A 19441-nucleotide genomic window follows, 5' to 3' on the forward strand; every position below is an offset into this window, starting at 1 on the left:
CCTAGCAAGCCGTTTCGAGGGTGTCTGCCGCAACCTCCATGGAGTGTTCCGCCGCGCGCGGCGCCGGCTCGCCGGCCAGCCGCTTCATCAGCCAGGCGCCATCGCCGTCGCCGGATCGGCGATACGACATGTCCCTCTCGGGCGGGATCGGGACGATCCCCTCGGACGTCCGTTCGCCGATGGCGAAGCGGAAGGCGTAACCCGGTGTCAGCCCCATGCGCAGGTCCGAAACCACCACCTTGCCGTCCGCCGCCTCGGCGCGGAAATACCCCCGGCTGAACCACACCAGTTTTTCAAAGGCATCGGACCCCGACAGGCAGGCGACGAGATCGGGGCGACGCGCATGCGTGTAGATCGGCATCTCGGCGCCGTCGGGATCGAGCAGCGACAGATAGACGTTGTGATAGCGGTCGTCTTCAAGACCGATGACCTTCCACACCACAGTTGTTAACGGCGCGGCGATGGCGAAGATCCGGTCGGGCTCAAGCCCTGCGCGGGCGAAAACCTCCTTCGCCCGCGCCTCCATATGGGCCTGAAGCACGACCGAAAGGCCGAGATAGGCCGTGCTGACGATGAGTGCCGTCGTCAGTCCGCGCGCAAAGGTGCGTCCCCAGTCGCGCCTGAACAGCGCCCAAACGGTCACGACGAGAAGCGGCAGCGTGTAGAGCGGGTCGATGATAAAGACCGACCCGACACCCACCGGGTCGGGATAAAGCGGCCAGAACAGCCGTGTGCCATAAACCGTCATCGCATCGATGACCGCGTGGGTGGACAGACACAGATAGACGGTGAGCCAGACCAGCCAGCGTTTGTCGCGCAGCACGCGAAAGATCCGCAAGAGCGCCTCGCCGATTACCGGCGCCGCGAAGGCCTGGATGATGAGCGAATGGGTCGCGCCGCGATGCAGGACAAAACTGTCGACCGGATCATCGAAGGGAATGAACACGTCGAGGTCGGGCAAGGTGCCGAGCACTCCGCCAACGAGCGCGGCCTTGCGCGGGCCGAGCGTCTTGCCGAGGCAGGCGGTGGAGACCGCCGCACCGAGAAGAAATTGCGTAAGGGAATCCATGCGAGTCTTTTCGGATCAGGGACGGGCGGCGGGTTGACCGCCGAGCCGCCACACGACGGGCAACTCGGCACGATGCGCCGAACATAGGGCATCGCGCCGGCGCGACCAGCCCGCAAGGCACCCGGTTCGCCGCACCTTACCCCTCGTCGTTCAGCGAGGCGAAGGTCTTTTCTTCTTCCACCAGACGCACCAACAGCGGCGACGGCTCCCAGAAGAAGGCATCTTCCTCCGCGAATTCGCGAATGTCGGCGAGGATCCTGTCCAGCCCCTGCGCATCCGCATAGTGCATCGGCCCGCCACGCCAGCGCGGGAAACCGTAACCGAAGAGCATCGTCACATCGACATCGAGCGGGCGCAGGGCGATCCCCTCCTCGACCGTCTTCGCCGCCTCGTTGATCATCGCCGCCATATAGCGGCGAATGATTTCCGCGTCGCTGAAATCGCGCGGCACGATCCCCTTGGCATCTCGCTCGGCCGCGATAATCGCCTCCACCTCCGGGTCGGGCGTGCCGCGGCGCGCGCCGTCCTCATAGCGATAGAAACCGCGGCCCGTCTTCTGTCCGAACCATTCGCGTTCGCACAGCCGGTCGGCGAAGCCGACGACGCGCTCGCGCGGATCGCGTGTCGCCGCGCGGCGCTTGCGACCGGCCCAGGCGATGTCGAGACCGGCAAGGTCGCCCACGGCGAACGGCCCCATGGCGAAACCGAAGTCCACCAGCGCGGCATCGATCCGATAGGGACTTGCGCCGTCCTCGACCATGTAGTCGGCGGCCTTGCGGTAGGTGTTCAGCAAGCGGTTGCCGATGAAGCCGTCGCATACGCCGGCGCGCACCGCGACCTTCTTCATCCGCTTGGCGAGCGCGAACCCGGTGACGACCACATCGGCGGCGGTCTTGTCGGCGACCACGACCTCCAGCAGCCGCATCACATGGGCGGGTGAGAAGAAATGAAAGCCGATGACGTCCTGCGGGCGCTTTGTCGCCGCCGCGATCTCGTTGACGTCGAGATAGGAGGTGTTGGTCGCCAGGATCGCGCGGTCCTTGCACACCGCATCGAGCTTGCGGAAGACCTCTTTCTTGACCTCCATGTCCTCGAAAACTGCCTCGATAACGAGATCGGCGTCCTTCAGGGCGGAATAATCCGTCGCGACCCGGAAGGCGCCGGCCAGAATGCCGTCGCGCTTCGAGGCGGCCATCTTGCCGCGCCGAACGCCGTCGTCGAGCAGGCGGGTGACCATTGCATGGGCGCGCTCTGCACCGGCGTCGTCGCGCTCCACCAGCGTCACGTCGAGGCCGCTGCCGAGCGCGGCAACCGCGATACCGCTGCCCATGGTGCCGCCGCCAATGATGCCGATGGCATGGAGCGGGCGCGCCGTCGCCTGCCCGGCTTCCGGGATCTTCGCCACCGCACGCTCCGCGAAAAACGCATGGATCAGGCCGGCGCGCTGGTCGGAGGCCATCAGCCCGGAAAACAGCACGCGCTCGCGCGCCAGCCCCTCGGCGAAGGGCAGGTCGTAGGCCGCCTCCACAGCGTCGATGGCGACCATCGGGGAAAGCTGGCCACGCGCACGTTTTTGCGTCGCCTTGCGCACCTCTGCAAACAGCGCCGCGTCCTTCCGGCCTGCATCGATCTCGCCCGTGCGGCGCAGGTCCGGTGCCTTGTCCAGATAGGCGCGCGCAAACGCCAGCCCCGCGTTGAGCGCATCATCGTCGCGCGACACCGCATCGACGATCCCGAGCGTTTCCGCCTCGCCCGCGCCAACCTGTCGACCGGATGTGATCAGATCGAGCGCCGCCTTTGCGCCCGTGAGGCGCGGCAAGCGCTGGGTCCCGCCGGCACCGGGAAGAATCCCAAGCGTGACTTCCGGCAGACCGACGCGCGCTGTCTCCAGCGCCACCCGGGCATGACAGCCGAGTGCAACCTCAAGCCCGCCGCCCAGCGCGGTGCCGTGCAACGCGGCGACGACCGGCTTGTCGCAGGCTTCGATCCGATTGATCACGTCGGGAAGAAACGGCTCGGCCATCGGCTTGCCGAATTCCTTGATATCCGCACCGGCAATGAAGGTCCGCCCCACGCCGTAGAGCACCGCGATGCGGGCGCTCCCATCCTGCGCGAACCGGGCGACCGCGTCGTCGAGCCCGGCCCGCACGGCCTGCGACAGGGCATTTACCGGCGGATTGTCCACCGCAATCCGGGCGATGCCATTTTCAACGGAGTAGCGAACGGGGTCTGTCACGAACCAAGTCTCCCTGACGAGTTTCTGAAGGCGGTGTCACGCGCCGCGCAGTCTAGGCGGCGATCAAGATGTTTGAAACTTAAAATATCGCGTCCGACCAGCGCATGTCCCGCGTCATGCAACGAGCCTCAGCGCGATCTCGGAGAGCGGCACCCCGTCCACCCGCGTCGCCCAGGTCTCGCCCGGTGCCACGGGCATGGCGCGCGTCAGCGTTCCGGTCGTCACGATTGCGCCGGGACCGACGGGTTCGGCAAGCGCCGTTTCGGGCAACCCGTCGACCATCGCCTTCAATGCGCTCAAGGGGCCGCCGAGGACATTTTCCGAAGCGCCCCGATCTATCACCTCGCCGTCCTTCAACAAGGTCAGCGTGAAGGACGACAACGCCGCGAACCAGGTGTCACGGTTTTCATCCGTCACGGTCGCAAAGGGACGATGCCGCAGCAATCCGTGCAGCGCGAAGGCGGCGACCGTGTCGGGCGCGCGAAACCGCCAGCCCGGAAAGGGCGACTGCACCAGCTCGAACCCGAGCGCCACACCGTCGATGCGGGCGAGCAGATCGGCCTCGCTCATGCCCGGCGCCAGCGACGCGGAGATCCGAAACACGATCTCCGGCTCGATGCGCGGCTCCATGAGGCCCGACACACCGCAGGGCGCGGGCGTATCGCCCTCCACCCCCTGAACGGTGCTGTCGTAGACCGGCCCCCAGATCGGCGCATGCACGTCGTATTCGTCCCAGATCGTACGGTTGGTGAAGCCGATTTTCCAGCCGCAGGGGACCTCGCCGCGTGCGATGCGCTGCGCACGCACCTCGTGCGACACGCAATAGGCGGCGGCAAGATCGAACCCACGATCCGCATCGGTCAGTGGTGCGCAGGTTCCGGTTCGAGCAGCGATCCTAAGCAGCGACGTTGCCGTGCCCGTGTGGGTGGCATCTCTCCCGTCCATGGTGTCTCTCCCGATCCGGTGATCCGCGTGGCTTGCGCGCCCGGCCTTTTGTTTCGCGCGCAACGATGCCGAGACGAACTTCGAATGGCAAGTCATGCTTCGGTCAAGGTTGCGAAAGAAAACAGGGCGACCGCCGCACCTGCTTGCACCGCTTGCTGCGCGGGCTACTGTGCGGCCGGCGTCCGGGTGACAGGCGATACGCCCCCTCACCCGGGCTATCAAAGATATTCAAGCCCTTGCGAGGACCCATGAAACGTTTGTTGACCGCGCTGAGCGCGCTTTTTCTCACCTTTGCCCCGGCCAGCGCGGCCGATCTGCAAGTCACCGACGTAACCGTCGGCAGCGGCGCGGAGGCCGTTGCCGGCTCGACGGTCAAGGTGCATTACACCGGCTGGCTGATGGATGGCACGAAATTCGATTCCAGCCGCGACCGCGGCGAGCCCTTCTCCTTTCCGCTTGGCGCCGGCCGCGTGATCCGCGGATGGGACGAAGGCGTTGCCGGAATGAAGGTCGGTGGACGGCGCGAACTCGTTATTCCGCCGGAGATGGGCTATGGCGCGCGCGGCGCCGGCGGCGTGATCCCGCCGAACGCCACGCTGAAGTTCGATGTGGAACTGCTCGACGTCTCCAAATAGGCGCCGCAAGGGAGGCAAACGCCACCTTTGAAAAACAAACACGACGTGCCGGAGGACCAGGGGGTTACTCCGGCGCGTCCGCCTGTTGCGGCTCTTTCGCGCTGTCGGCCGCGCGAAGAAGCCCCACGGCGCGGCGCATGCGCTGCACGGCGGTGAAATGCGACAGTACGCCGTAAACCCCAAGGCCGCCGGCGATCACCGTCGCGCCCGATACACCGGCGAACGGCGCGGCGCCGGCCACAAGCAACATCGCGCAGAGAAAGATGATCCGTTCCAGCCGCTCGAAAAAATCCGGCCAGGCTTCATTGCTGATCGGGATCTCGATGGCGGTGCGCGCCTTGGCGTAGCTGGTCAGCACCCCGCCGGAGAAGGCGAAGAGCGCCAGACCCCACATGTCTTGCGCGGCCGCGAGGGCGGCAAGCACCACAAGCTCCTGATACCGGTCGACCATCGCATCGAAATACCCGCCCGACCGCGTGCACATGTCGCGCCGGCGTGCGACCGCGCCATCGAGCGCATCGAAGGCAAAGGACACCGCCAGCGTCCCCCCGAAGAGCGCGGCGTTGCCGTGCCACAGATAGGCGAGCGACGCGAGACAGATCAGCACGAGACCCGTTGCCGTCACCTGATTGGGCGTCATGCGCGCACGCACCAGCGGCGTTGAGAGGCTTTCCCACAGCGGGTCGATGTGGCGCTTGAACAATCCGTCGATCATGGGTGCGAGATCCCTTGAAGGCGCCGCGCCGGGCGGGCGGTGCGGGGTGGAGACATGCGGGCGGCCTCAGCGGTAAAGCGACAACAGCCCCTTGCGGTGACGGTCGAGACGGGCGGCCCGGGCCGCGCAACGCGCCACGCCCGCCGGCTCGGGATCATAGATTTCGACCGGTCCGGACGACAGGACGGGGGCTGCCGCCCTCACGCTGTCGAACCAGCCAAGAGCCGCGCCGGCAATGGCGGCGGCCCCGCGCACCCCCGCATGGCGCGGTGCGCGTACCTCGACCCTGCGGTCCAGCGCATCGGCGAGCAATTGGGCAAACCGGGGGTTCACGGCGGCGCCGCCGACCAGCGGCAACGGCAGATCGTGGCGCACGCCCTTCTGGCGCGCCACTTTCGACATCGCCCAGCGCATGTTGAGCGCAACCCCCTCCAGGGTCGCCCGCAACACCGCCTTTCGGTCATGGCGCATGCTCAGACCGTAAAACACGCCGCGCAGGCGATCATCGTCCACCGGCACACGCTCGCCGGCAAGCCAGGGCACGAACAGCGGGTCATCGTCCTGCATGTCGCCAATGCCGTCATAGAGTGTATCCAGCGCGCTGTCGCTGTCGCCAGCGGAGTCCCCGACAAGACGGGCTGCCCAGGCGAAAGCCGTGCCGGCACTCTCCTGCGTCGCGATCAGAAGCGGTCGGAACCCGATGCTGCTGGCAATGGTCGCATAGGAATGGAAGACATCGAGCCGGCGGGACGGGAAAAACCCGCTGAGCCAGGAACTCGTGCCGGCATAGGCGTGAAGCTGGCCATCCTCCATCGCCCCAGAGCCGATCGCCGTCGCCCCGACATCGCCGGCGCCGGCGACGACGGGAAGCCCCGCGCCAAGTCCAAGCCCAGCCGCGGCCTGCTGGGTGAGACGCCCTGCAACGGAGGCGCCGTCGACGATCTCCGGCAACTTGTCGAGGGGGATGCCGAGCCGTCCGGCAAGGTAGGACGACCAGCCCTCCCGGCCCGGGCGCGTGTCCATCATCCAGGTCAGGTTCGCGCTGTCGGCGGTCGTGGTGAGAGCGCCTGTGGCGCGGAAGATCAGCCAGTCCTTGACGTCGAGAAGCTTGTGCGACGCCGCCCATACGTCCGGCTCATGAGCCTTGATCCACAGCATCTTCGCCGGCGGGTCCATGCCGTTGTGCGACGGCGCGCCGTTGGCGATCCTTGTCCAGGTGAACAGCTTGTCGGCCCGGTAGCCCGCGACCGATGGAAATCCGCCGTTCATCTTGCGCGACAAGGCGCCGGCGCGCTTGTCGAGCGAGATCAACGCCGGGCGCAGCACCGCCCCTTCACGGTCGACGCACACCAATCCGCACATCTGCGCGCAAGGGACGAGCGCAACCGTGCGCTCCTTCAGATCCGGGATCTCGTCCTGCAATGAGGCTACGCCCCGGCGCAGCGCCTGCCACCAGTCGTCCGGCTGTTGTTCGGCCATGCCCGGGCCGGGAAAGGAAAGCGGGTAGGATTCGGCCGCCGTCGCCTTGATCGCCAGCGAGCGGTCGAGCGCGGCAAGCTTCACGCCCGATGTCCCGAAGTCGGCCGCGATCACCAGATCGCGGCTGTCCTGCTTGTCCCTTGTCACCACCTGTCCCCCGGGGTCCGCCGACCATGCGTTTGCCCATGCGCCGGGACCGGGTTTATAGAGGTCGGCGACAAAAATGAACTCCCCAACGCATACCGGCAGCGCAAGATGCCCGGTCGGCGGCACCCGCGCATGGCCCCCGACCGGACGGCAGACCGGAGAAAGCCGCAGTTCCATGGCCGAAGGCGAGACACCAACCGTTTCACCGACAAAGATCGACGTCGTTTACACATGGGTCGACGACACGTTTCCCGGCTATGCCGAAACGCTCCGGGAATTCGCGACGACCCGCCACGATGCCAACCCCAACCGGACGCGCGACAATCTCGAGATGCTGCGCTATTCGCTGCGGTCGCTCGAGCGTCACGCGCCATTCGTGCGCCGCGTGCACCTGCTGACCTGCCGCCCGCAGGTGCCGGACTGGTTGAACGCTGAACACCCCGATATCTCGGTCGTGCATCACGACGAGATCATGGCGCCGTCGGTCCTGCCGACCTTCAACTCCTTCGCCATCATCAGCCATCTGGGCAAGATGGCCGGCGTGAGCGAGCGCTTTCTCTATTGCGAGGACGACACGCTGTTCCTGTCGCGGGCGCGGCTGCCGGATTTCCTGCGGGATGACGGTCACACGCGAGTTTTCGCCAAGAACAGGGATGCCCCGGTTCATGCCCGGACCAAACCGGACGACAGCCCGTGGAACCTGTCGCTTGCGAATGCCAATGCCGCTCTCGACCGCGCGTTCACGCCGCATCCCCGGCGGTTTCTCGCCCATGGACCGCGGCTGATCGAACGCCAGTCGTTCGAGGAGATGTGCGACCGCTTTCCCGAGGAGATCGCGGCGACGCGGGCATCGCGTTTTCGCGGTGGCGACAATGTCCCGCCGGAGTATCTCTATCCGCAATACCTGCTTGAAAAAGGCGCGGGCGTCCTTGCATCGGACGCCGAAACCCGCCGGATGGCCGGCTATGCCTCCATCGACAACTTCCTGCCCTGGACCTGGCTTCAACTCGCCCGGCTCGACCGCCTCCGGCCGGTGACGGCAACCCTCAACGACAATTTCAACAACCGGCCGAACCCGCGCGTCGTGGCCCACGTTCGCAACCGCCTGAAGCAATGGTTTCCCGAGCCGTCTCGCTTCGAGCACCCGGACCGTCCACCTGCCTGATCAGGACCGCAATGCGTCGCGATAGATCTCCACGAAGGCCGGTCCGGTGGCCTCGACCCCAAAGGAAAGCGCATGCGGCAGGGCCCATGCGCCCAGCGCCCGGCGAGCCGGTGCATCGGCGCACAAGTCGATCAGTTTCACCGCAAGCGCCGATGCATCGCCCGGCCGCACCAGCAGCTGTTCGCCCGGCCCGGTCAGCACCGTGCGATAGCCCTCGTTGGCGGCAGCCACCGGCAGGGTCCCCGCCGCCATCGCCTCGATCAGGATGAGACCGAAGCTCTCGCCGTAAAGTGATGGCGCCACCAGCAGATCGGCCTTCGCGACAAGCCGCCGCGCGCTGTCGGCATCCGGCGAGGGGACAAAACGAATGCGCTCACCGCCCGCGCCTGTCATCGCCTCGCGAACCAGCCCCTCCTGCGGCCCGCCGCCGGCGACGGTCAGCCGCACGCGGGGAAAACGGGCAGCGACCTCGGGCCAGGCCGCGAGCAACACGCCAAGCCCCTTGCGCGCCTCGAAACGGCCGAGAAAAACGATCTCTGTGTCCGTGGTGTCGTCCGCCCTCCGCACCTGAGCGCCGACAGCCTGCCAAGGCGCGAGATCGATGGCCGGTGGCAGAACATGCGCCGCGATGCCGGCATCCTGCGGACGCAGATGCGCCAGCGGTGTCGCGGATGGAACGATGGCGGCACGCGAATGCGTCAGGAAATGACGCGCCGCCCGGCGCAGGGCGCGCGCGGCAAGCCCGCCCGTCTTTTCTTCCGGCAATGTCGCGTGAAAGGTGGTGACGGTTGGAAGGTCGAGATCCCGCCAGACCTGCCAGGCCATGAAAGGCGTCCAGGGCGTATGCAGATGGACGAGCTCCGCGCCCCAGTCGCGCAGCGCGCCAATCAGCGGACCACGGTCGCGCGATCGGGCGTAACTGATCTCAAAGCCGGTGCCGAACAACTGCGCCTTGATGGCGCGCCCGCAGTGATCGATGCCCGCAAGAGGCGCGTTCCGAAGAGGATGAGGTGCGACGACGCGCACATCGTGACCGGCCCGCACGAGCCACGCGGAGAGATCGCGAACATGCGCCTGCACGCCGCCCGGACGGGCAAGGTCATAGGGACAGATCTGGACGATCTTCATCGCTGGCGCATCATCTTTCATGCCGGGCAAGGGTCGCGATCATGCCCTCGGCGACATCGGCAAGCGCATAGACGAGCAGGAATACGACCAGCCAGGGCAGGGTGCCGCTCCACCAGGCAAGCAGCACCGCAGGGGCGATCGCTCCGCTCAGTCCTGCAAAGAACCAGAAGACAACATCCACCGGACCGGACGCCCGCTCTCCCGCAGGAGCGGAAGCCTCGGCACCGCCCGCGCCGGCATCGCGCACGACCCTGGCGTAGAGCCGGACCCAGGCGGCCGCGCAACCGACGGCCGTCCAGACGGCACCGCTGTCGAGCACCCGGTCCGCCAAAAGCCCGATGCTGGAATAGAGTAACCCCCATTGCGCCATGTCGATCAGGAAATCCAGCGTTGCGCCGAGTCGGGACGTGCGCCCGGTGCAGCGGGCGAGACCTCCATCGACGCAATCGAGAACCTGAAACGCCATCGCGACCAGCCCGACCCCGAGAGCGGCCCGGTCCACCGGCAGCATCAATGCCAGAACGGGCATGGAAAGCACCAACGGCAGGGATGCGACGGTAACCGCGGTCGGCGAGACAGGCGTGCGTGCCAGCAGCCAGATAAGCGGAAAGCTCCAGATCCGATACAAGACCATCACGGCCCAGTCGCCGCGCAGCTCTCCCCTGCGCTTGTCCATGTCATAGTTCTGAACCACCCTGGCAAAGGTGGGACCGCCGTTCGTTTCGTTGTTGCTCACCTGCCCTCTCTTGCCCCGCTGCCGGGCCTCGCATATGACTGGTTCGACTTATCATATTCCGGCGGGTCCATGGTTGACATCACTGCAGTTTTTCTGGCCGCCGGGCGCGGCGTGCGCATGGGCGAACGCGGACGCATGACCCCCAAGGGTTTGCTGTCGATCGGTGAGACGACCTTCGTCGAGGAAGCGGTCGCCACCTTGCGCGCGCACGGGATTTCGTCGCCGCGCATCGTTACCGGCCATCTCGCGGATCAATACGAGACGCTTGCCGCAGCCCGTCTGCCCGACGCCGAGCTGCGTCACAACCCCGACTTCGCCGACAAGGGGTCGCTTCACAGCCTGCTCGTTGGCTTAAGTGGACAGACGGGTCCGTGTCTTCTGCTGGAATCCGACCTGATTTTCGAACCGCGTGCCGTGGCGACCGCGATTGCCGATCCGGCGCAGGCCGCCCTGCTCGTTTCCGGCGCAACGGGCGCAGGCGACGAGGTCTATGTCTGGGCCGACAAGAAAGACGGCCAGGATTGCCTGCGGGACATGTCGAAGGACGCGGCGCGCTGGCCGGATCCCCATCACGGCGAACTTGTCGGCCTGACGTATCTTACCGCCAGGGCCGTGGCGCATCTCAACACGATCGGCCCCGAAATGGTCGCGCAGGATGCGATGACGGATTACGAAAGCGGCATCGTTGCGCTCGCCCGCGGCGAGCACGTCGCCTGCCCGAAGATCGAGGATCTCGCATGGGCGGAAGTCGACAATGAAGAGATGTTCGCGCGGGCAGCCGCCCAGGTTTATCCACGCATCGACGCAGCCCGCCGCGCGCACCCGCTAATGCGGGCGTGACAGAACGATCTGTGCGACAAGCGTTCCGACAAGCGCGAACACGACGGCGATCCAGCTGCTGGTAAAGCCGGACAACGCGCCGATCTCGCCCATCGCCCAGGACACCTTCGTCGCCACGAGCGCGAAGTAACCGCACAGCGCCAGCCCGACGATCCGACCCGGCGAGACGACACGGCCGGAGCCGGCGATCGGCGCCAGGCTGGCCCCGAGCAGCGCATAGGCGCCCGGCAGGAAGAACGCCGCGATCCGCCGCCACAGGGCCGCATCGACATCCGCACCCTTCAACGGGTTGCCGTCTCCCGCCAGACGCTCAAGCGGCTGTTGCGGAAGATAAAAAGCCGGAATGCCGAAATAGGTCAGCGTGTCGGCAAGCACGTCGAGCCGCACGTCGAGCGTCTCGTAGCGCGAAATCAGATAGAGCGGATGTTCCGCATAGGCATCCGGTCGCGGCGCGTCCCTTTCGTCGCTGCCGGTCTCGGCAGCCGGCAGGCTTGCCCACAGGTCGACATCGTAAAGCCGCCAAAACCCGGGCCTGCCGGTCGGCTGGGCCTTGCGCGCGACGAGCACATCGCGCAGGTCGCCCGACACCACACCGCGATAAAGCTCCACGTCCCGAAGCTCCGGCGAATCGCTGCGCACGACCCGGGCGCGCAGCGCATTGCCGTTGACCACCAGCCAGTGCGTGCCCGACATCGCGCCCCTTGCGAACCGCGCGCCATAGGCGCCGAGCTGAAGCTCTGCCTGGGCAAAGACGGCGGCCGGCCGGCCCCAGCGTTCCAGGGTTCCCTGAAGCGCGCCGCTCAGGCCGGCGAAGACGGCAACCACCGCAAGCGTCTGGCGGGGCGACCAGCCGGCCGCAGCCAGGATCGTCGTCTCCCGGTTGAACAGTCGATAGAGTTCTGCGGCAAACAGTCCGATGAAGCAGGCGACGGGAAACAGTCGGGTAACGATATCGACCGTGCGAAAGCCAAGATAAAGCGCCAGAACGCCGCCGCCCGAGCGACCGAGTTCGTCTGCCCGCGCCAGAACGCCATCGAGGTTCTGCGCCAGATCGATCGCCCAGGCGATGATCAGGAACATCAGCATCACGAGGCCCGTCACCTTCAGATAGAGCGCAAGCGCCCGACGTCCGGCGATGCCGAAGATCGCCATGTGGGGTGCGATACCCGCCATCCACCCGTCCGCGCCGCGTGCTTGTGCCGCCTGCATGGTCATGCCCGTTCGCTCACGGGACGCAGCAAGGCTGCAGAGCGCAAGCCGATCGCCAACGTCAGAGCGAGCGCCAGTGCAAGGCCGATCGCGACACCCATTGCGGCCATGGCGAGGGGCTGCGCACCGGCGATACCGCCAAGCAGCGCCCGCAGGCCGACATCGAGCGCAAGAAGCCCGGCGCAGGCGAGCGGCATGGCGAAATAGCCGGCCAGCCCGCCGGAGGCAAAGGCGCAGGCCAGCAAGGCGAGAAGCGGCGCGAGAAAGGCCGCGATCGCCCGGGCGAACCGCTCGCCGGCGATCTCGCGGGCATCCTGCCCCGCCTGGGTCCGGGCGGATGCGGGATCCAGCGCCTCCAGGAACGTCCATTCCCGCGCCACCGTCGTGCGTGCCGCATGATGCAGGATGTTTGTCAGGCTGACCGGAACCGAGACGTTTTCCACCTTCACGCGCGGAAGCACCGGCACGTCCTTCAACTGCGGATCGCCAAGCGAGAACAGATTGGCGCCCCGCCCGCCACGCAGGATCCCGCCGACGCGATCTTCAGGCGAAACCCGGACAAAGTCATAAGCGATCACCCGCCCGAGACCGAGACTGTAATTGCCCTCGGCATCCGGCCCGTCGAGCCGCCACTTGCCCGCCTGCGTCACACGCCAGGAGCCGTCCTCGCCCGGCTGGTGCACGAACAGGCTCTCATGCGGCGGAGACATCGAGGTGTCGCTGAGCGCGGCGAAGGTCTTGCCGCGGATGGTCTCGATCAGCGTCCCTTCACTGGGTTCGGTGATGCGGCGAAAAAGAAGGTCGCTCTTCAAGGTGAAGACCACGGAGCGGGTCAGGTTCTTTGCAAGCGGATCGATGAACCCGGACACGCCGAGGCTTGCGCCGAAGGCGCAAACTCCAAGGACGAGAGCGACCCTGAGCGGCAGCGCCGGCGAAACGCCCGCGGCTGACAGGGCGACCATCTCGCGCTCCTCGCGCGCTGCGACGAAGGCGAAATATCCGCCGATGACGCAGGCAAGCGCAAGCGCGAAATCAAAGATCTCCGGCGCGGTCAACACAAGGATCGACAGGGCCGCGACGACGTCTCCGCCGCTGCCGAGTACCTGTTCGAGGATCCCGGTAAGTTTCTCCGCCAGAAAGACAACCTCGATGGTCGCCAGAACGATGACGACCTTGACCACCACCCGCATCGTCAGCGAGCGATTGGACAGCGACCAGCCGATCATCTCGCAACACCGGATGACGGGCGCGCCGCAAGACCGCGACCGCGAGGGCGTTGATCGTGAATGCGTCGCGCCATCGCTCCCAATTCCGTTTCGTGCTAGATCACCGACCGAACCGGCCCCGGCCGAAAACCGGTCCCTTCCGGATCTGTTCCAACAGCGCGCAGACCGTGATTCCCTCGCGCCATCATAGGCCGCAGCCCATGCGACGTCTTGCCCATATCCTCGCACTTTCGTTCGGCGCCGGTCTCTCGCCGGTCTGGCCGGGTACGGCGGGGGCGGCCGTCGGCCTCGTTTTCGCCGCCGCGCTGCTTCCCCTTGCCCCCACCCTCCAGGTTGTCCTGCTTGCCGCCCTTCTCGTCGTCGGCATCTGGGCTTCGGCGATCGTGGCTGCCGACACCGGCGAGGACGATCCGCAGATCGTCGTGATCGACGAGACGTTCGGCGCCGCCGCCGTGGTGCTCGCGCTTCCCGCGGACGTGCTGTGGTGGATCGTGGGCTTCATTGCCTTTCGAGCCTTCGACATTTTGAAGCCCTGGCCGGTAAACTGGGTCCAGGACACCGTACCGGGCGGCACCGGCATCATGCTCGACGATGCGGCTGCGGCGCTCTTCGCGCTGATCGTGCTTCTGCCGGTCGTCTTTCTCGTCCCACCGCTGTGACGTCAACCGGCGAGGCGCGCCAGGATCACCAGCGCGGGTCCGGCAATCAGCCAGGCATCGGCAATATCGAGCACCCCACCCTGGCCGGGCAGCACGCAGGGATAGTCCTTCACCCCGGATGCCCGCTTCAACCGTGATCCGGCGAGATCGCCGCCAACGGCCGCCACTGCAATACCCCCCGCCGCGAGCAAGGAAGCGACGAGGCTCCAACCGAAGATCAGAGGGCCGACGAGACCGGCCGTCGCTGCCAGCATCGCGCCACCCACGGCCAGCCCCTCGACGGTTTTCTTCGGACTCAGCACCGGAAAAGCCGGATGCCGGCCGATCAGCTTGCCGCCGAAAAGCGCATAGCTGTCGTAGGTCTCCACCAGCAGGAAGGCGAGCAACAACAAGCCGGCGTTGCCGCCCTCTTGCGCCAGGGCCACGAAAAGCACAAGCGGAACCGCCGGAAAGACCAGCACCTCCAGAAAAATTGCCAAGGGTCGGTCGGCAGCGCCAAGCCTGCGTCTCAGCATCACGGCCATCCCCGCCAGAAGAGCGCCGCCTGCGGCAAGGCCTGTAAAGGGCACCGCCGCCGCAACGAACCCCGACAGCGCTAGCGCCACGCCGCTGACGACGGGAAACACCCATTTCCGGAAGAGATCGCGTTTTCCCGCATCGGGCGCCTCAAGGCGCAGCAACGCGACGCGCACCGCCTCGAAACCGATCCTGACCGAAAGGGCGGCAAGCGCCAGGTCGAGCAAGATCCCGCCCGCGACGAACGGCAGAACCGCCACCGCGACGATCACGACTTCGGTCGCAAACACCGGCCAGATCGGCCGCGCCTTGTGCGAGGTCGCGGGCAACGCGCTTGCAAGTGCCAGGGCGATACCGCCCAGCGCAAGGCCTGCGGCCACCGTCAGTGCGACCGGCATCAGCGAAACGGACGGAAGAACGATCAGCGGCGCGGACATTCTAGCGGTCGTGCTTTCTCGCGATTCGCGCCTGATAGAAGCGAAGCAGCGGCGACAGGACGCTGTGGCCGTGAGCGAGAACGCGCATCTGTGCCCCCGGTGCGACCAGGAACCGGCGACGGCGCGCAGCGGTGACAATCTGTCCCGCGATCCTGTCCGCCGACCACAGGCCGCCACCGGCGGTAATCGCCTTTGTTGCCTCCGGTTTGGAGCGGCGCTCCTCCACGAGTTGCGGCGTATCGGTATCGGGTGGATAGGCGAGCGTCACATGGATGCCTTTCGGCGCAAGCTCCACCCTGAGCACTTCCGCCAGTCCGCGCATGGCGAACTTCGACGGTGCATAGGCGCCATAACCGTAGATGCCGAAAAACGCAGCTCCCGAGGAAATGAAGACCAGGTGACCGTTTCCGGTTTCGGCCATAGCGGGTGCGACCGCATGCGCGACATGCAGGGCCCCGAGATAATTGGTTTGCATCTGATCGAGATGGTCGTCGAGCGGCTGTTCCAGAAACCGTCCCGGCCGCGCGATGCCGGCATTCAAGACAGCCCAGCGCGGCGGGCCCATCTCCCGGACCAGCGCCTCCACCGCGCTGGTCGCCGATGCCCGGTCGCCGACGTCGGCGGGATAGACGTTCACCCGAGCATCCGGCGCCCTCTCCAGAACGATCCGCCGGGTCTCCTCCAGACGGCCAATGCCACGGGCCATCAGCGCCAGGTCGAAACCGTCACGCGCAAGCCTGACCGCGAGGGCCCGCCCGATTCCGCTGCTTCCGCCGGTGATCAGCGCGACGGGCCTTTGCGGCGATTGGTCCGTCCGCCCGGCGCGCATGGGTTCAAGCCTCCGTTTCACCCGCGAACGCAAGAAGACGGGCATAGCCTTCCGCATCTTCGAGCTGCACCGGCGGATGCTTGAACAGGAAGGCGCTGGCGTCGTCCACCGGACCGGAAAGCCCCTTGTCGCGGGCGATTGCCGCGCAACGGATGGCGATCAGCGCCATGGCCGCGGCATTCGGCGAATCCTCGACCTCAAGGCGCATCTCCACATGGGTGCGCACGCCGCCGAACAGTCGCCCTTCCAGCCGGACATAGGCGACCTTGCGGTCATCAAGCCACGGCACGTAATCCGACGGGCCAATGCGGATCTCATTGTCCGACAGCCGCGAATTCATCGCCGTCTGTACCGCCTCGGTCTTGGATTCCCGCTTCATGGTGAGGCGGTCCATGTCCATCATGTTCAGGAAGTCGGTGTTGCCGCCGACGTTCAGCTGGTAGGTCTTGTCGACCTTCACGCCGCGCATGTCGGCAAGCCGCGCCAGTGCGCGGTGGGTGATCGTGGCGCCGAACTGGGCCTTGAAGTCGTCGCCGACGATCGGAAGGCCCGCCTTGCGAAAGCGTGCCGCCCACGCGGGATCGGAGGCGATAAAGACCGGAATGCCGTTGACGAAGGCGCAGCCGGCCTCCAGCGCACATTCCGCATAAAATTCGGTCGCCTCGATGGACCCGACCGGGAGGAAATTGATCATTACCTCGGCGCGTGCCTGGCGCAGGGCCGCAACCACGCCGGCCTTGTCGAGCGCGGGCTCCTGCGACACCACGAAACTGCGGTCCGGAGCCTGGTTGCGCATGAAGGCGGAGACGCCATCGAGATCCGGCCCGCGCATCACCGGCGCACGCATCTGCGCCAGGTCCTTGTGGAAAATCTCTGTGCAATTGGGCAAGGCAACGGCTGCCTCGCCGACAGTCCGTCCGACCTTGCGCGCATCGACATCGAAAGCCGCGACGATCTCCACGTCCTCGGGACGGTAGCCGCCAAGGCTTGGAAACGGCACACCGATGGCCTCGTCGCCCAGGGCGCGGCAATAGGCAACGCCCTGAACGAGCGAACTGGCGCAATTGCCGGCTCCAACGATCGCCGTGCGGATCTGCTTGGCGGTAGTACCTGTCATGATCTTTTTCTTTGCCCCTGCGCGTCGTCCGGTGCGGCGACGGGCGCCGGCACCGGCAGGTCTTGTGTTCTGGCGCGCCGTTCCCTCGCGCGACCAGCCGAATTGTTTTGAACCGAGCTCCCTCGGCCGGTGCAGCGTTACTCTATCTGGATGCGTTCGACCAGCGCCTTGCCGGTGGCGATATCGCGCCCGATCACGCGCACCTCGCGCACGCTCGGCATGAACCCGTCTTCATTGACATCGACATAGGCGTAGAGCGGCCGGAACACCCGCTCGCCCGCGGTCGCGGTGACGTTCACCCGCCCCGGCTCCACCAGCTTCAGCGTCGCCATCCGCTCGGGATAGGACACCACATAGAGCTTGAAGACATTCGGATCGCCGGTTGCCTGGGCGCGAATGCCGAAAGCGAAATTATCCTCCACCATCTTCAGCGCCTTGCGCTCGCCCGTGGTGTTGAACCGCCGCCAGTAAGCGATCACCGGCTCATCCGGATCCAGCGTCCCGTCGTCGCGGAAGTTCGCGGCATAGACAACGGTGTTGGAATTGGTCGAACGCTGCAGGTAAAACAGCATGCCGGGCTCGTCGGGCACCGGGAACTCGGGGCGCACGACCGGCAGTTCGTCGAGAAGTTCAACGCTTGACCCCCGCACGCTTTGTTCACTGCCCGGGCGAACTCGGGTGCCTTCCTGGGCCGAGGCGGGCGATCCGGCGACAACGAGGCTGATCGCAAGCGCAAGACCGCCGAGCCTTGCACCCATGCGCCGTCCGCGCCCCCAGGCCGCCGGCATCGCTTGCGTTTTCCCGTCGGTATCTGTCGGCATCTTCACTTGCACCGCTGAACCGGCGCTTACGCGCCCGCTATTGCTGGGCGCGGCTCCGCGTCGGTGTCGCCGAAACCCGCGACGATTTCCGCGATGAGGCCAATGGTCTTTTCCATTTCGGCCCGGGTGTGTTCGGCGGAAATGAAGAAGCGGATACGGGGCAAGTCCTTGGGAACGCCGACCTGAACGATCGGAGGGGCATAAATCCCGGCGTCCAGAAGGGTTTGCGAGACGATCATCGTCTGCTCGGGCGTGGCAAAGAGAATCGGTACGACGCCACAGCCGATCGCATCTCCGGTGTTCAGCCCGCAGTCGCGCGCGTGGTCACGGAAGAACACCGAATTTTCGTGAAGCCGCTCCACCCGCTCCGGATGGGCCTTGAGATGCGTCAGCGCGCCCTGGGCCGCGCCAAGCGTCGCCGGCGAGAGACCGACACTGTAGACAAACCCCGGAAGACAGAAGCGAAGCCAGTCGATAACGCTCTTTTCCGCACAGACGAAACCTCCCGACGACACGAAGGACTTCGACAGCGTTCCGACGCCGAGTTCTATGCACCGGGGGTCGATGTCGAAATGCTCGCACAATCCGCGGCCGGTCTTGCCCAGCACGCCATAGGAGTGGGCTTCGTCGACCAGAAGCCAGGCGTCGTGCCTTTCCTTCATCTCGACCAGCCGGGGCAGGTCGGGGATGTCCCCGTCCATCGAGTAAAGCCCTTCGACGACGACGAGCACGTTGCGGTAGTCGCCGCGACATTCCGCGAGCTGGCTTTCGAGGTCGTCCAGATTGTTGTGATCGAAGGTACGATATTCGTAGCGGCCGTTTTTCGCGCCGACGAAAATCGAGTTGTGGGCGAGCTCGTCGATGAGCACCAGGTCACGCGGTCCCATCAGGAAATTGATGAGCGAGACATTGACCAGATAACCGCTGACCAGCGTCATGACATCGCCGACGCCCAGAAACTCCGCCAGTTCCGATTCAAAGGCGCGATGTCCGCTGCGCTCGCCGCCAACGAGCCGCGAGGCGCCGACGCCGCTTCCGAGCCGGTGCAACTCGGCGCTCGATGTCTCGACGACATCGGGGTGCTGACTCAGACCGAGGTAGTCGTAATGCGCGAAGCTGATGAAGGGGATGCCGTTGCGTTCGCAGATTTCCCGCTGCCGGTCGACGGGCAGGAAATATGGATTGTGGCGCTCGATGATCGCCTTTCCGGCCAAGCGGAAACGGCGCTCGGCAACCACGGAAAAGCTTGGCCGATCAGGCTTCATTCTCGTCTACCCCCAACACCCGATCAACTGCCGAAAAAAGCCGGGCCTTGTCAAATTTCTGTCCCGCAAATCACCGCAGCGGGATGCGCAATCCTGTCGGCCGAAACCGCCCGATGGCATGACGGTCCCGCTCAGCAAACGCTTGTTCGGCACCTGCCGGAACGCCAGGGTTCGAATTTGAGGCCGACCGCCGAGCCTTCTTGTTGGTCTTGATAATGCGGATTTCGCTAAATAACCGAAAGGACCCGATGTGTCGAGTAAGCCGAC

General features: G+C 66.0%; 18 protein-coding genes. 4 read left to right on the forward strand and 14 right to left on the reverse strand.

Annotation, left to right across the window (positions count from 1 at the left end; translation table 11 throughout):
• Position 1: 1 nt before the first annotated feature.
• The 3 genes from G572_RS0115935 to G572_RS24270 all read right to left on the reverse strand — a co-directional run bounded on the left by G572_RS0115935 (position 2) and on the right by G572_RS24270 (position 4250).
• A complete protein-coding gene (locus G572_RS0115935) occupies positions 2-1069 on the reverse strand; it encodes a metal-dependent hydrolase (RefSeq protein ID WP_029059328.1) in 1068 nt (355 codons plus the stop codon).
• A gap of 136 nt (positions 1070-1205) precedes the next feature.
• Positions 1206-3305 carry a 3-hydroxyacyl-CoA dehydrogenase NAD-binding domain-containing protein gene (locus G572_RS0115940; RefSeq protein WP_029059329.1) on the reverse strand — a complete coding sequence of 700 codons (2100 nt, stop codon included), beginning with the start codon at positions 3303-3305 and terminating at the stop codon, positions 1206-1208.
• Positions 3306-3419: 114 nt separating this feature from the next.
• Positions 3420-4250, reverse strand: a complete 831-nt coding sequence (locus G572_RS24270; RefSeq protein WP_084650196.1) for a 2-keto-4-pentenoate hydratase — start codon at positions 4248-4250, stop codon at positions 3420-3422.
• A 248-nt stretch (positions 4251-4498) separates the two neighbouring features.
• Between G572_RS24270 and G572_RS0115950 the strand changes: the two genes are divergently transcribed.
• A complete protein-coding gene (locus G572_RS0115950) occupies positions 4499-4885 on the forward strand; it encodes an FKBP-type peptidyl-prolyl cis-trans isomerase (protein ID WP_051242514.1) in 387 nt (128 codons plus the stop codon).
• Positions 4886-4949: 64 nt separating this feature from the next.
• Here the strand turns inward: G572_RS0115950 and G572_RS0115955 are convergent, their stop codons facing one another.
• Positions 4950-5600 (reverse strand): CDP-alcohol phosphatidyltransferase family protein, encoded by a 651-nt coding sequence (locus G572_RS0115955; protein WP_029059331.1) that lies wholly within the window; start codon positions 5598-5600, stop codon positions 4950-4952.
• Between the two features lie 66 nt (positions 5601-5666).
• Positions 5667-7226 carry a xylulokinase gene (locus G572_RS0115960; protein ID WP_169391329.1) on the reverse strand — a complete coding sequence of 520 codons (1560 nt, stop codon included), beginning with the start codon at positions 7224-7226 and terminating at the stop codon, positions 5667-5669.
• 76 nt (positions 7227-7302) lie between these two features.
• Here G572_RS0115960 and G572_RS26315 point away from each other — a divergent pair, with 76 nt between their 5' ends.
• A complete protein-coding gene (locus G572_RS26315) occupies positions 7303-8391 on the forward strand; it encodes a stealth conserved region 3 domain-containing protein (RefSeq protein ID WP_156884661.1) in 1089 nt (362 codons plus the stop codon).
• Here G572_RS26315 and G572_RS25585 read toward each other — a convergent pair whose 3' ends face one another.
• Together G572_RS25585 and G572_RS25590 are read right to left on the reverse strand one after the other, a co-directional pair.
• Positions 8392-9519: a glycosyltransferase family 4 protein gene (locus G572_RS25585; protein WP_029059334.1), complete on the reverse strand. Its 1128-nt coding sequence runs from the start codon at positions 9517-9519 to the stop codon at positions 8392-8394.
• 10 nt (positions 9520-9529) lie between these two features.
• Positions 9530-10255 carry a CDP-alcohol phosphatidyltransferase family protein gene (locus G572_RS25590; protein WP_029059335.1) on the reverse strand — a complete coding sequence of 242 codons (726 nt, stop codon included), beginning with the start codon at positions 10253-10255 and terminating at the stop codon, positions 9530-9532.
• 69 nt (positions 10256-10324) lie between these two features.
• Between G572_RS25590 and G572_RS24290 the strand changes: the two genes are divergently transcribed.
• Positions 10325-11095, forward strand: coding sequence for a phosphocholine cytidylyltransferase family protein (locus G572_RS24290; RefSeq protein ID WP_051242516.1), 771 nt, complete (start codon positions 10325-10327; stop codon positions 11093-11095).
• Here G572_RS24290 and G572_RS0115985 read toward each other — a convergent pair.
• The gene (locus G572_RS0115985; RefSeq protein ID WP_169391330.1) at positions 11081-12268 is read right to left on the reverse strand and encodes an LptF/LptG family permease; all 1188 of its coding nucleotides are present in this window, start codon (positions 12266-12268) and stop codon (positions 11081-11083) included. The two genes, G572_RS24290 and G572_RS0115985, sit on opposite strands and share 15 nt — an antisense overlap.
• Positions 12269-12306: 38 nt before the next feature.
• A complete protein-coding gene (locus G572_RS0115990; protein ID WP_029059337.1) occupies positions 12307-13530 on the reverse strand; it encodes an LptF/LptG family permease in 1224 nt (407 codons plus the stop codon).
• A 200-nt stretch (positions 13531-13730) separates the two neighbouring features.
• Here G572_RS0115990 and G572_RS0115995 point away from each other — a divergent pair, with 200 nt between their 5' ends.
• Positions 13731-14189: a phosphatidylglycerophosphatase A family protein gene (locus G572_RS0115995; RefSeq protein WP_029059338.1), complete on the forward strand. Its 459-nt coding sequence runs from the start codon at positions 13731-13733 to the stop codon at positions 14187-14189.
• Between the two features lie 2 nt (positions 14190-14191).
• On the opposite strand, the gene G572_RS25595 is transcribed toward G572_RS0115995, so the two are convergent.
• The 5 genes from G572_RS25595 to G572_RS24300 all read right to left on the reverse strand — a co-directional run bounded on the left by G572_RS25595 (position 14192) and on the right by G572_RS24300 (position 19174).
• Entirely contained in the window at positions 14192-15142 is a 951-nt protein-coding gene (locus tag G572_RS25595; RefSeq protein WP_051242518.1) for a phosphatidate cytidylyltransferase, read from the reverse strand.
• A gap of 1 nt (position 15143) precedes the next feature.
• The gene (locus G572_RS0116005) at positions 15144-15971 is read right to left on the reverse strand and encodes an SDR family oxidoreductase (protein ID WP_037546971.1); all 828 of its coding nucleotides are present in this window, start codon (positions 15969-15971) and stop codon (positions 15144-15146) included.
• 4 nt (positions 15972-15975) lie between these two features.
• A complete protein-coding gene (locus G572_RS0116010) occupies positions 15976-17088 on the reverse strand; it encodes an inositol-3-phosphate synthase (protein WP_037546973.1) in 1113 nt (370 codons plus the stop codon).
• A gap of 137 nt (positions 17089-17225) precedes the next feature.
• Positions 17226-17909 (reverse strand): DUF4833 domain-containing protein, encoded by a 684-nt coding sequence (locus G572_RS0116015; protein WP_084650203.1) that lies wholly within the window; start codon positions 17907-17909, stop codon positions 17226-17228.
• A 26-nt stretch (positions 17910-17935) separates the two neighbouring features.
• Positions 17936-19174, reverse strand: a complete 1239-nt coding sequence (locus G572_RS24300; RefSeq protein ID WP_051242520.1) for an aminotransferase class I/II-fold pyridoxal phosphate-dependent enzyme — start codon at positions 19172-19174, stop codon at positions 17936-17938.
• Between the last annotated feature and the right edge of the window lie 267 nt (positions 19175-19441).

This window comes from Stappia stellulata DSM 5886, assembly GCF_000423705.1.
Lineage (GTDB): Bacteria > Pseudomonadota > Alphaproteobacteria > Rhizobiales > Stappiaceae > Stappia > Stappia stellulata.